The following is a 13085-nucleotide window of genomic DNA, read 5'->3' on the forward strand; positions in this document are numbered from 1 at the left end:
GGAGGTGGAACTGCTGGTGCTGTACGGGGCCGCGCGCGAAAGCAACCGGGCGTGGCGGCTGGAGGCGAGCAAGGGCTACCCCTACCAGGTGCTCCCGGGGCTGACCCTGGCCGGCTCCCTGCACCTGAACGCCGGAATGAACCGCGCGATCCGCCGCTTCGCGCCCGGCGTGGCCGTGCTCACCGGCTCGTACACCATGCCCGCGGTGCAGGGGGCGGCCGCGGCGCTGCGGGTGCGCCGCGTCCCCTGGGTATACTGGGGCGAGGAACTGCTTCACGGCCCCGCCCCGCTCCTGCGCCGGATGCTGCGGGATGCCCTGCGGCGGCCGCTGCGCGCCGCCCGGGGGGTGCTGGCCATCGGCTCGCGGGCGCGCGAGTCCTACGCCCGCGCGGGGATCCCGCGGGAGCGCATCGCCGACTTTCGCTACTACGCCAACACGGAGGCTTTTGCCCTCGCTCCCGCCGCGCGCGAGGCCGCCCGCGCCCGCGTGCGCGGGCAGCTGGGGCTCCAGGCCGGCGCCGCCGTGTTTCTGTTCGTGGGCCAGCTCATCCCGCGCAAGGGGGTAGACACCCTGCTCCGCGCCGCCGCGCACGCGCCCGGGGCCACGGTCGTGGTTGCGGGGAACGGTCCGGAGGGCGAGCGGCTGCGCGCCCTGGCCGCGGAACTCGGCGTCGCGGACCGCGTGCGCTTCGCCGGCTTCGTTCAGCCGGCCGAACTCCCCGGCCTGTTCGCCGCGGCGGACGCGTTCGTTCTTCCCGCGCATTCCGAGGGGTGGGGGGTCGTGGTTCCCGAGGCGATGGCCGCCGGGCTCCCGGTGCTGGCCACCGACCGGGTGAACGCGGCCGCGGACCTGGTGGCGGACGGGGAGAGCGGGTTTCGCTTCCCCGTGCACGACCACGCCGCGCTGGGCGCGCGCATGGAGGAACTGTGCGCCCGTCCGGAGCGGCGGGCCGCGATGGGGCGGGCGGCCCGGACGGCGGTGGGGGGCGAGGCGCCGGCCGTGGCGGCTCGGCGGCTGGTGGCGCTGCTGGAGGCGGCGCGGGCCGGGGCTCCCCTGGCGGCGCTGTGACCGCGCCCGCCCTGGCGCCGGGCGCGCGCCTCTGCTTCGTGGCGGACGGGCGCAGCCCCATCTCGCGCAACTGGATCGGGTACTTCGTGGCGCGCGGCTTCGAGGTGCACCTGATCAGCACCTTTCCCGTGGACGCCGCCGGCATGGGGCTGGCCTCGGCGGAGGTGGTGCCCGTCGCGTTCGCGCGGTACGCGGGCGCCAGCTCCGGCCTGAGCCCGGCCCCCGCCGGGGCGCCGGCAGGCATGCCGGCGTGGGCGCGGCGGCTTCGCACCCGCGCGGTGGGTGCGCTCTTTCCCACGGTGTTCGGCTGGCTGGCGCCGCCCGAGGTGGCGCGCCATGCGGCGCGGGTGCGTGCCCTGGTGGACCGCGTCGACCCGGTGCTGGTGCACGCCATGCGCATTCCCTTCGAGGGGGTGGTCGCCGCGCGCGCGCTGGAGGGCTCGTCGCGCCCGCTGGTGGTTTCCGTGTGGGGAAACGACCTGGAGCTGTGGGCGTCGCGCTACCCCCTGGTGTCGCGCGCCACCCGCCGTGCGCTGGCCCGCGCCACCGCGCTGCACCCGGACTGCGCGCGCGACCTGCGGCTGGCCACCCGGTGGGGGTGGAACCCGTCCCGCCCTTCCGTGGTGCTTCCCGGCAACGGGGGGGTCCGCGCCGAGCGGTTCCACCCGGGCCCCCCGTCCGCCGAGCTCGACCGGCGGCTGGGCATTCCCGAGGGCGCGCCCGTGGTGCTGAACCCGCGCGGGTTTCGCGAGTACGTGCGCAACGAGGCGTTCTTCGCCGCCATTCCGCGCGTGCTGGAGCGGCACCCGCACGCGGTGTTCGTGGGGGTGGGCATGCAGGGCAACCCGCGCGCGGCGCGGTGGATCGCCGAGCTGGGGATCGGGCACGCGGTGCGGCTCACCCCGCTGCTCACGCCCGACGAGATCGCTTCGCTCTTCCGCCGGGCCACGCTGGCCGTGTCGCCCTCCCAGTTCGACGGCACCCCCAACACGCTGCTGGAAGCCATGGCGTGCGGCGCCTTTCCCGTGGCGGGCGACATCGCATCCGTGCGCGAGTGGATCGAGGACGGCCGGAACGGGCTGCTGTGCGACCCCGCGGACCCCGCCGCGCTGGCGGACGCCATGTCGCGCGGGCTGCGGGACGAGGGCCTGCGCCGGGCCGCGGCGCAGCGCAACGGGGCGCTCGTGGCGGAGCGGGCCGAGTTCGGCGGGGTGATGCGCCGCGCCGAGGCCTTTTACGCCCGGGTGGCGCACGCCGGTTCCGCCCGCTGAGCCCCGCGGGCGGGGGACCCGGGGCGGCGCGCCGGGGGTGACCGGCGCGCCGCTTCTTCGTCTTGATCGTCTGCCGCCGCGGGCGCCCTCGCTTGTTCGGGGTCCGCGGCGGGTATAGTTTCAGGATTCCTCCGGACCCGCGGGCCACGTGCTCGCGAGCGGTGGAAGTACCGGGCGCGAGCCGCCGCCCGGGCGACGCGGAAGCGACAGGAACAGGGCCGATGTGCGGAATCGCGGGGTTCGCGGGGAGCTTTGACCCCGCGGTGCTGGGCACCATGATCAGCTGCGTGGCCCACCGGGGGCCGGACGGCGAGGGCCGGCGCGTGCTGGAGCCGGGGGGTGAGCGCCGGCGCGTGGGGCTGGCGCACCGCCGCCTCTCCATCATCGACCTGTCGCAGGACGGGGCGCAGCCCATGGGCGTCCGCTGCCCCTGCTGCGGCTCCGACGCGCGCGAGGGCGACCCGCACGCGGGGCTGTGGCTCACCTACAACGGCGAGATCTACAACTTCGCCGAGCTGCGCCGCGAACTGGAAGGCCGGGGGCACCGCTTCTCGTCGCGGACGGACAGCGAGGTGCTGCTGCACCTGTACGCCGAGCAGGGCCCGGCCATGCTGGGCCGGCTGAACGGCATCTTCGCCCTCGCGCTGTACGACGGCCGCCCCGCGGGGCAGCGCGAGGGCATGCTGCCGGGCGACGTGCTGGTGGCCCGCGACGGAATGGGGGTCAAGCCGCTGTACTATGCGGCGCTCCCCGAGGGCGTGCTCTTCGGGTCGGAGATCAAGTCGCTGCTGGCCACCGGCCGCGTGCCCCGCGATCTGGACCCGGAGGCCATCCACTATCACCTGGCCTACCTGTGGGCCCCCTCGCCCCACACCGTCCTTGCCGGCGTGCGCAAGCTGCGGCCCGGCTACGCCCTGGTGCTGCGCGAGGGCGCCATTGCCCGCGAGTGGTGCCACTACGACCTGCCGTACGGCCGCGCGCCGCTGGCGGGATCGCGCGAGGAGGTGGCGGCCGAGCTGGCGCGCCAGGTGGAGGCCGCGGTGGACCGGCAGATGGTGGCCGACGTTCCCGTGGGCGCCTTTCTTTCCGGCGGCCTGGACAGCAGCGCCGTGGTGGCCATGATGCGCCGCGTGCGCCCGGACTACCGGCCGCGCTGCTACAGCATCGGGTTCCGGGGCGACGAGGACGTCGAGGGCAATCCGGCGGACCTGCCGTACGCCCGCCGCGTGGCCGCGCACCTGGACGTGGACCTGTGCGTACTGGAGATCGAGCCCGACGCCATCCGCCACCTGGAGCGGATGCTGTACCACCTGGACGAGCCCCAGGCGGACCCGGCTCCCATCAACGCCCTTCTCATCAGCGAGCAGGCGCGGGCCGACGGCACCAGGGTGCTGCTGAGCGGCGCGGGGGGCGACGACCTGCTGTCCGGCTACCGGCGCCACTACGCCCTGGGGCTGGAGCGCACCTGGTCGTGGCTGCCCGGGCTGCTGCGCGGCGGCCTGGCGGCGGGCGCGCGCTGGGCCGGGCAGGGAGGGCTGGGGATGATGGACCGCCCCGCCCTGCGCCGCGGGGCCAAGGCGTTTGCCTACGCGGACCTGGACGCCGACCGGCGGATGGCCAGCTACTGGTGGTGGACGGGGGAGGCGGTGCGCCGCACCCTGTACACCCCCGCGTTCGCCGAGGCCACCCGCGGCGTGGACACGGCCGGCCCGCTGCTGCAGAGCCTGGCGCGCATTCCCGGCGAGACGGATCCGCTCAACCGGATGCTGTACCTGGAAGCCAAGCACTTTCTGGCGGACCACAACCTGAACTACACCGACAAGACGGGAATGGCCGCCGGGGTGGAGACGCGCGTCCCCCTGCTGGACCGGGAACTGGTGGACTTCGCCACCCGCATTCCTTCGGCGTACAAGCAGCGCGGACGGGTGGGCAAGGCCATCTTCAAGCAGTCCATGGAGCCGTTTCTGCCGCATGACGTCATCTACCGTCCCAAGACCGGGTTCGGTGCGCCGCTGCGCGGATGGCTGCACGGCGAGCTGCGCGAGCTGCGCGAAGACACGCTGGGCGCCGCTTCGCTTTCCCGCCGGGGGTGGTTCGAGCCGCGCGCGGTGGCGCGGCTGGTGGAGCAGGACCGGCGCGGCGAGGTGGACGCCGCGTACACCCTCTTCGCCATGATGTGCATCGAGCTGTGGTGCCGCATGTTCGTGGACGCGCCCCTTCCCGCGAGGGCCGCCGCCTGATGCCCTCGCTGCTCTGGGTGAACCACTTCGCCGTTTCGCCCGAACAGGGGGGCGGAACGCGCCATTTTGAGCTGGGGCGCGAGCTGGTGCGCCGCGGGTGGGACGTGACCATCGCCGCCTCGGACCTGAACCTGCACACGCGCACGTATTCGCGCCGCGCGGGCCCCGGCGACGCCGCCGCGCGCGACGAGAGCATCGATGGCGTGCGCTTCCGCTGGCTGTGGGCGGCGCCGTACCTGCGCAATGACTGGCGCCGGGCCCGCAACTGGCTTTCCTTCAGCCAGCGGGTGTGGCGGTGGACCGGGCCTCGGCCCGACGTCGTGATCGGCAGCTCGCCGCACCTGTTCGCGGCGCTCGCGGCGGAGCGGTTGGCGCGCCGGTGGCGGGTTCCGTTTGTCTTTGAGGTGCGGGACCTCTGGCCGGAAAGCCTGCTGGCCGGGGGCGACCGGGCCGGGACGGCGTACCGGGTGCTGGGCCGCGTCGCGGACTACCTGTACCGCCGCGCGGACCGCATCGTGGTCCTGGCGGGGGGATCGGGCGCGTACCTGCGGGAACGGGGCATTCCGGCGGAGCGGCTGGTGCACGTGCCCAATGGGGTGGACGTGTCGGCCTTTGCCGCGGTGCAGCGTCCCGCCCGCGAGGGGCTCACCCTGGTGTACACCGGCGCGCACGGGCCCATGAACGGGCTGGAAACGGTGCTGGACGCCGCCCAGCTGCTGGCGGACCGGCCGGACATCCGCTTTCTGCTGGTGGGCGACGGGCCCGTGAAGCCGGCGCTGCGGGCCGACGCGGAGCGGCGCGGGCTGCGCAACGTGGAGTTCCGCGACTCGATCCCCAAGACCGCCATGCCGGCGCTGCTGGCAGAGGCCGACGCGGGGCTCATGGTGCTGCGCGAGGCGCCGCTCTTTGCCTTTGGCGTAAGCCCCAACAAGCTGTTTGACTACTTCGGCGCGGCCCTTCCCGTGGTGTGCAACGTTCCCGGCGAGGTGGCGGAAATGGTGCGCGCCGCCGGAGCGGGGGAGCAGGCGGCGGACGCGTCCGCCGCGGCGCTGGCCGGCGCCGCCGTCCGCATGCTCGCACGGACGGCGGACGAGCGGCGGCGGATGGGGGTTGCGGGGCGCGCCTGGGTGTCGCGCGAGCACGACCGCCCCGTGCTGGCCGACCGGATGGACGCCATGCTGCGCGGACTGCTGCCGGCCCATGCTTCCCGTTAGCCGGTGGCCCCGCGCCGCGCACACCCTTGCGCGCACCTTCGGGGCGCGGGGCGCGGGGCTCCGCGCGCTGCACGAGGGGCGGCGCGCCACGGGGCGGTTCCGGCGGGCACCGCGCTACACGCCGTCGATTCTCGCGGCGCCGGAGCCGCACCCGTTCCGCGTAGACGCCGGCCTGCTGCGCACGGCCACGGACGCCGACGCCGCCGTCCGGCGCGCCGGCCGCGTGGCGGACGGGTTTCACCACGCGTACCGGTGGACGTGGCTCCCGCTTCCCGCGGGCCCGGCCGCGTGGACCACGCACCCGGGCACCGGGCACGCGCACGGGGCGGAGGCGCCCTGGTGGACGGTGCCGCACCTGTCCGCCGCCGCGGGCGACATCAAGGACCTGTGGGAGCCGGGGCGGTTCGGCTGGGCATACGACCTGGTTCGCGGCCACCTGCTGACCGGAGACGCGCGGTACGCGGATGCGTTCCGTGCCCGCCTGGATGCGTTCCGGGCGGGCAATCCCGCCTTTCGGGGCCCGCAGTGGGGGTGCGGGCAGGAAGCGGCCATCCGCGCCTTTGCCCTGCTGTACGCGGAGGCCAACCTGCCGCCGGTGCCCGGGCTGGCCGAGACGCTGGCGGCCTCGGGCGAGCGCATCGCCGACGCCATCGGCTACGCCGTGTCGCAGCGCAACAACCACGCGATCAGCGAGGCGGCGGGGCTGGTCGCGCTCGGGGCCCGCTTTCGGGGCGCGCATCCGGAGGCGGAGCGCTGGCTGCGCACCGGGCGCCGTCTGCTGGCCCGGCTGGTGACGGAGCAGTTCGCGGAGGACGGATGGTACGTGCAGCACTCGTTCACCTACCTGCGCGTGGCCCTGGACCAGTGCGTGCTGGCAGAACGGGCGCTGCGCGCGGCCGGGCTGGCGCTTCCCCGGCCGGCGGTGGACCGGATCGCCGCGGCGGCGCGGCTGCTGCTGGCCGTCGTTCACCCGGACACGGGAACGGTGCCCAACCACGGGGCCAACGACGGCGCCTTCGTGCATCCGGTGACGCTGGCGGAGTACCGCGACTTCCGCCCCGTGCTCACGGCGGTGTGCGCCACCTGGGGGCTCCCCCTTCCGTCCAACGTGCGCGCCTGCGCCGAAACGCTGGCCTGGCTGGGAATGGCCGCGCCGCCCGCGGCGCCGCCGCTGGGCGACGGGGTGTGGAGCGGGGCAAGCGGATGGGCGGCGGCGCGCGTGGGCCTGACCCAGGTGTTTCTGCGCGCGGGACGCTACGGCGCGCGGCCCAGCCACATGGATCCGCTGCACCTGGACGTGCGCTTCGGCGCGCGCGAGGTCGTGGTGGACGCGGGAACGTTCGCGTACAACGCGCCCCCCCCGTGGAAGAACCCGCTGGTTACGGCGCGGGTGCACAACGGCCCCGTTCTGGACGGGCGCGAGCCGGGGGTGCGGGGGCCGCGCTTTCTGTGGTACCTGTGGCCCGAGGCCGACCTGCTGCGCGCCGCGCGCCAGGCGGACGGCTCCGTGGCGCTGGAGGCGGAGGTTCCCGGCCGCGTTCGCCGCACGGTGCACGTGGCGGACGGCCGGGTGGAGGTGACGGACCGGATCGAGCCCGGGGTGGCGCGCGAGGCGGAGGTGCGCTGGCTCCTGCACCCCGGCGCGGACCCGCGCGGCGTGCGGGTGGACGGGCCGTCGGAGGTGACGGAAGCGGCCGAAGGCAGTCCCGTGGGGTGGTATTCCCCGGCGTACGGCGTTCGCCTGCCCTCGCGCGCCGTGCACGCGCGGCGCGACGCCGCGAACGGCGCGCGGTTCCAGACGACCATCCTGGCGGATTGATTTCCCTATGAAGCAGTTGCTGCAGCAGTTGAATACCGGCGAAACGCGTCTGGTGGACGTACCGGTGCCGCGCGCGGGGGGCAACACCCTGGTGGTGGAAACGCGGGCCACCCTGGTGAGCGCCGGAACCGAGCGCATGCTGGTGGAGTTCGGCCGCGCCAACCTGCTCGACAAGGCGCGCAGCCAGCCCGACAAGGTCAAGCAGGTGCTGGACAAGGTGCGCACCGACGGCCTGGCCCCCACGCTGGAGGCGGTGCGGGCCAAGCTGGACGCGCCCATCCCCCTGGGCTACTGCCAGGCCGGCGTGGTGGTGGAGGCCGGCCCCGGCGCGGGCGGCTTTCGCGCCGGAGACCGGGTAGTGACCAACGGCAGCCACGCGGAGTACGTCCGCGTTCCCCACACCCTGGCCGCACGCGTTCCCCAGGGCGTGACGGACGAAGCCGCCGCCTTCACGCCGCTGGCCGCCATCGGACTGCAGGGAATCCGGCTGGCCGCGCCCACCCTGGGCGAAACGGTGGTGGTCTACGGGCTGGGGCTCATCGGGCTGCTCACGGTGCAGCTGCTGCGGGCCAACGGGTGCCGGGTCATCGGCATTGACCGCGACCCCGGCAGGCTGGCGCTGGCCGGGCGCTTCGGCGCCGTGGCGCTGGACGGGGCGGCCGGCTCGGTGAGCGACGCGGTGCTGGCGCAGACCGGGGGCGTGGGGGCCGACGCGGTGCTGCTCACCCTGGCCTCCGACAGCGACGACCCCGTGCACCAGGCCGCGGCCATGGCGCGCAAGCGCGGCCGGCTGGTGCTGGTGGGGGTAACCGGGCTGAACCTGCGCCGCGACGACTTCTACCGGAAGGAGCTTTCCTTTGCGGTGTCGTGCAGCTACGGCCCCGGCCGCTACGACCCCTCGTACGAAGAGGGCGGGCAGGACTATCCCCTCCCCTTCGTGCGGTGGACGGAGCAGCGCAACTTCGAGGCGGTGCTGCAGCTCATGGCCGACGGGGCGCTGGACCCGCTCTCGCTCGTTACCCACCGGTTTCCGTTCGACCGGGCGCCGGACGCGTACGAGGTCATTTCCGGCGGCGAGCCCAGCCTGGGGGTGGTGCTCACCTATCCGGACCGCGGAGGGGTGCTGCCCCGGCCCGCGGAGCGCGTTCTGGTTCCCGCCGCCGCCCTCACCGGCGCCGCGTCCACGGGGGTGGTGGGGCTCATCGGGGCGGGGAACTTCGCCGTCCGCACCCTGCTTCCCGCCCTGCGCGAAACGGGGGCGCGGCTGCACACCATCGCCAGCAGCGGCGGTACCAGCGGCGCCGTGGCGGGGGAAAAGTTCGGCTTCGAGCGGGTGACCACCGACGTCGACGCGCTGCTGGCCACGCCGGAGATCGACACCGTGTTCGTGCTCACCCGGCACGATTCGCACGCCGGGCTGGCGGAGCGCGCGCTGGCCGCCGGCAAGAACGTGTTCGTCGAGAAGCCGCTGGCGTTGCGGGAGGATGAGCTGGACGCGCTGGCGGCCCGCGTGGCAGAATCGGGAAAGCTGCTGACCGTGGGCTTCAACCGCCGCTTCGCCCCGCTGGCCGCCGAGGCGGCGGGGCTGCTGCGGGGGCGCGCGGGGCCGGTCTCCATCGTGGCCACGGTGAACGCGGGGATGATTCCCCGCGACCACTGGACGCAGGATCCTCGGACCGGCGGCGGCCGCATCACCGGCGAGGCGTGCCACTTCATGGACCTGTGCCGCTTCCTGGCCGGCGCGCCCATCGCCGACGTGCGGGTGACCCCGGCGCGGGGCGCGGACGGGCGGCCCATCGACGACATCGCCCACCTGAGCATGGCGTTCGCCGACGGCAGCACGGCGGTGGTGCACTACCTGTCTTCGGGCGCGCGGTCGTATCCCAAGGAGCGCATCGAGTGCTTCTGGGACGGAAAAACGGTGGCCATCGACAACTGGCGGCGCCTGCAGCGGTTCGGCGTGCCGGGGCCGTGGTGGGAGCGGGGCCGGGCCATGGACAAGGGCCACGCGGAGGAACTTCGTGTGTGGATGGACGCCGTCCGCGGCGGCGGCGCCCCGCCCATCCCCCTGGACCAGGTATGGGAGGTTTCACGCTGGGCCATCCTGGCCGGCCGCATGGCGCGTGACGCGGGATGACGGTGCTCAAGCGGGCGCTGGACGTGGCGGTGGCGGGCGTGGTGCTGCTGGCCGGGCTGCCGGTGCTGGCGCTGGCGGCCCTGGCCATTCTGCTGGAGGACGGGCGGCCGGTGACGTACACGCAGCCCCGTGCCGGGCAGGGCGGGCGCGTGTTTACCGTGTTCAAGTTCCGCACGATGCGGGTGCACGACGTCCCCGCGCACCACATGCCGCAGGTGCGCGGCGGCGATCCGCTGGTCACGCGCACGGGAGCCATCCTGCGCCGGCTCAAGATCGACGAGCTTCCGCAGGTGCTGAACGTGCTGCGCGGCGACATGACGCTGGTGGGGCCGCGCCCCACCCTGCCGGAGCAGGTGCGCGAGTACGACGCCTTCGCGCGGCGCCGGCTGGAGGCTCGCCCCGGAATGACGGGGTGGGCGCAGGTGAACGGGGGAACCGAACTCCCGTGGCGGGATCGCATCCTGCTGGACGTGTGGTACGTGGACCACGCGTCGCTCTGGCTGGACCTGCGCATCCTGGCCCGCACGGTGGGCGTGGTGCTGCGGGGCGAACGGGTCCGCACGGGCCCCCTGGAAGAGGCGCGGTTGCATGCGGACGGTGCTGGTCGGCGCGGTTGAAAGCACGCGGGTGGCGCTGGAAGCCATGGCGGCGGCGGGGCACGCCCCCGAGGCCCTTCTCACCCTGCCGCCCGAGCGGTCACGGCGGCACAGCGACTACGTGGACCTGGTCCCCACGGCGGAGCGGCTGGGGGTGCGCGTCATCCACGCGCCGGACGTGAACCATCCGGACGCGGTCGCGGAGCTGCGGCGCATGGTTCCCGACCACGTTCTGGTGATCGGGTGGTCGCAGATCTGCCGTGACGACTTCCTGTCCGTTCCGCGGCGCGGGGCGCTGGGCTACCATCCCTCGCTGCTGCCGCGGAACCGGGGGCGCGCCGTGATCTCGTGGACGGTGCTGCAGGGGGTGCGCGAAACCGGCTCCACCCTGTTCTGGCTGGACCAGGGAATGGATTCCGGCGACATCGCGGCGCAGGTCCGCCTGGCGGTGGCGGAGGACGAAACGGCGTCTTCCCTGTATGCGCTGCACATGGACGCGCTCGCCCGCATGCTCGCGGAGCTGATGCCGCGGCTGGCCGACGGAACGGCGCCCCGCGTGGCGCAGGACCATTCCCAGGCCACGTACTGCGCGCGGCGCACGCCGGCGGACGGGCTGATCGACTGGACGCGTGACGCGGACCGGGTGTGGGCGCTCATTCGCGCCTCGGGCGATCCATATCCCGGCGCCTTCACCTTTCAGGGGGGCGAGCGGCTGGCCGTGTGGGAGGCCGACCGGGTTCACGACCCGCGGTACTGGGGCCTTCCCGGGCAGGTGCAGGCGATGGACGAGGATGGAGTGCTGGTGCAGTGCGGGGACGGCGGCCACGTGCGGCTGCGCATCGTGCAGCGTGGGGGGGGAGAACGGGTGAAGGCGAACACGGCGCTGCGAATGCACGAAAAGCTGGGGATGGACTGGGCCGCGCTGTACGCGCCCGCTCGCGGGGGCGCGTCGTGAACGGGCCCGTGCTGGTGCTGGCCCCGCACCCGGACGACGAGGTGCTGGGCGTGGGGGGCACCATGGCCCGGCTTTCCACCGCCGGCGAGGAGGTGTACGTCGCCATCGTCACGCGCGGAATGCCGCCGCACTGGGACGAGCCGTTCATCGAGCGGGGGCGGCGCGAGGCCGCCGAGGCCCACCACGTCCTCGGCGTGCGCGAAACGTTCTTTCTGGACTTTCCCGCCGCCGCCCTGGACACGGTGGCGCACCGCGACCTGAACGCGCGGATGGGCGAGGTGTTCGCCCGGGTGCGGCCGCGGACGGTGTTCGTCCCCTTTCTGGGCGACATTCACGCCGACCACCAGGCCGTGTTCGCGTCGGCGCTGGTGGCTTCGCGCCCCTCCACCCCCGCGCCCCCCGAGCGGGTGCTGGCGTATGAGACGCTCTCCGAAACCAACTGGAACGCGCCGTACATCACCCCGGGGTTCGCGCCCAACGTCTTCAGCGACATCAGCGGCTGGATCGACGACAAGATCCGGGCGATGGAGTGCTTTTCGTCGCAGCTGAAGCCGTTTCCGCACGAGCGCAGCACGCAGACGCTGCGCGCCCTGGCCACTCTGCGCGGAAGCACGGTGGGGACCGCCGCCGCGGAAGCGTTCGTCCTGGTACGGCACGTCTGGTGACGGCCTTTCTGGTGTGGGGCGGAGGCGGGCACGGCCGGGTGGTGGCCGACCTGGTGCGCGCCGCGGGGCACACCGTGACCGGGTTCGTGGACCGCGACCCCGCCAAGTGGGGCGCGGTGGTGGAGCCGGGCGGCGCGGCCGTGGTGGCCTCCGAGGCGGAGCTGCTGCAGGCCGTGGCTGCGGGCGCGCCGCTTCCCGCCGGCGCGGGGGCGGTGGCGCTCGCCGTGGGGAACAATGCGGACCGCGCCCGCTGCCTGGCGGCCCTGGGCGGCCGGGCCGCGCCCCCGCTGGTGCATCCGTCGGCCGTCCTGAGCCCCTCCGCCGTGCTGGGGCGGGGCACCGTGGCCTTCGCCCGCGTGGTGGTGAACGCGGCGGCCGTGGTGGGCGACGCGGTGATCCTGAACACCGGGAGCATCGTGGAGCACGACTGCCGCGTGGGCCACGGGGCGCACCTTTCGCCCGCGTCGTCGCTGTGCGGAGGGGTGCATGTAGGCGACGGCGCGTGGATCGGCGCCGGCGCCACCGTCATTCCCGGCGTGCGGGTGGGCGCCGGAGCCGTGGTGGGGGCCGGCGCCACCGTGGTGCGCGACGTGCTCCCGGGGGCCACCGTCGCCGGGGTCCCGGCGCGTCTCTTGTCCGGAACCGCGCCCGGCCCGCCGGGCCCGGCGCATCCCTGAACGGGTGAAACCGATGTCCGATCTGCCGCCGCGCATCCTGCTGTCGTCGCCGCACATGAGCGGCCGCGAGGCGGAGTACGTGGCCGATGCCTTCGCCAGCAACTGGATCGCTCCGCTGGGCCCGCACGTGGACGCCTTTGAAGCGGAGTTCGCCCGCACCGTGGGCTCGGCGCACGCCGCGGCCCTGAGTTCGGGGACGGCCGCGCTTCACCTGGCGCTGCAGCTGGCCGGGGTGGGGCCCGGCGACGAGGTGATGGTGAGCTCCCTCACCTTCTCCGCCAGCGTGAATCCCATCCTGTACCTGGGCGGCACCCCCGCCTTCGTGGACAGCGAACCGACGTCGTGGAACATGGATCCGGCGCTGCTGGCGCGGGCGCTGGACCAGCGGGCGCGGGAAGGGCGCCTTCCCCGGGCGGTGGTGGTGGTGCACCTGTACGGGCAG

The 13085-nt window shown here is 74.5% G+C and carries 11 protein-coding genes; all 11 read left to right on the plus strand.

Annotated elements, in window-relative coordinates:
* Positions 1-1069, plus strand: a 1069-nt coding sequence (locus VF665_RS01445; RefSeq protein ID WP_331051617.1) for a glycosyltransferase, incomplete at its 5' end; no start/stop codon positions are given.
* On the plus strand, positions 1066-2340 hold the full coding sequence (locus VF665_RS01450) for a glycosyltransferase family 4 protein (RefSeq protein ID WP_331051618.1): 1275 nt from the start codon (positions 1066-1068) through the stop codon (positions 2338-2340). The genes VF665_RS01445 and VF665_RS01450, both read left to right, overlap by 4 nt.
* Before the next feature lie 221 nt (positions 2341-2561).
* Positions 2562-4580: an asparagine synthase (glutamine-hydrolyzing) gene (gene asnB / locus VF665_RS01455; RefSeq protein ID WP_331051619.1), complete on the plus strand. Its 2019-nt coding sequence runs from the start codon at positions 2562-2564 to the stop codon at positions 4578-4580.
* Positions 4580-5794: a glycosyltransferase family 4 protein gene (locus VF665_RS01460; protein ID WP_331051620.1), complete on the plus strand. Its 1215-nt coding sequence runs from the start codon at positions 4580-4582 to the stop codon at positions 5792-5794. Before asnB ends, VF665_RS01460 begins: the two co-directional genes overlap by 1 nt.
* A complete protein-coding gene (locus VF665_RS01465; RefSeq protein WP_331051621.1) occupies positions 5781-7613 on the plus strand; it encodes a heparinase II/III domain-containing protein in 1833 nt (610 codons plus the stop codon). Before VF665_RS01460 ends, VF665_RS01465 begins: the two co-directional genes overlap by 14 nt.
* A 7-nt stretch (positions 7614-7620) precedes the next feature.
* On the plus strand, positions 7621-9750 hold the full coding sequence (locus tag VF665_RS01470) for a bi-domain-containing oxidoreductase (protein WP_331051622.1): 2130 nt from the start codon (positions 7621-7623) through the stop codon (positions 9748-9750).
* The gene (locus tag VF665_RS01475; protein WP_331051623.1) at positions 9747-10367 is read left to right on the plus strand and encodes a sugar transferase; all 621 of its coding nucleotides are present in this window, start codon (positions 9747-9749) and stop codon (positions 10365-10367) included. Before VF665_RS01470 ends, VF665_RS01475 begins: the two co-directional genes overlap by 4 nt.
* Positions 10339-11301: a methionyl-tRNA formyltransferase gene (locus VF665_RS01480; protein ID WP_331051624.1), complete on the plus strand. Its 963-nt coding sequence runs from the start codon at positions 10339-10341 to the stop codon at positions 11299-11301. The genes VF665_RS01475 and VF665_RS01480 overlap by 29 nt, the downstream gene beginning before the upstream one ends.
* Positions 11298-11966, plus strand: coding sequence for a PIG-L deacetylase family protein (locus VF665_RS01485; RefSeq protein ID WP_331051625.1), 669 nt, complete (start codon positions 11298-11300; stop codon positions 11964-11966). The genes VF665_RS01480 and VF665_RS01485 overlap by 4 nt, the downstream gene beginning before the upstream one ends.
* Positions 11963-12643, plus strand: coding sequence for a NeuD/PglB/VioB family sugar acetyltransferase (locus VF665_RS01490; RefSeq protein WP_331051626.1), 681 nt, complete (start codon positions 11963-11965; stop codon positions 12641-12643). The genes VF665_RS01485 and VF665_RS01490 overlap by 4 nt, the downstream gene beginning before the upstream one ends.
* A 13-nt stretch (positions 12644-12656) precedes the next feature.
* A partial coding sequence (locus VF665_RS01495) for an aminotransferase class I/II-fold pyridoxal phosphate-dependent enzyme (RefSeq protein ID WP_331051627.1) occupies positions 12657-13085 on the plus strand: 429 nt, incomplete at its 3' end.

Origin of the sequence: Longimicrobium sp., assembly GCF_036387355.1 — a bacterium.
In the GTDB taxonomy this organism is placed as follows: Bacteria; Gemmatimonadota; Gemmatimonadetes; order Longimicrobiales; family Longimicrobiaceae; genus Longimicrobium.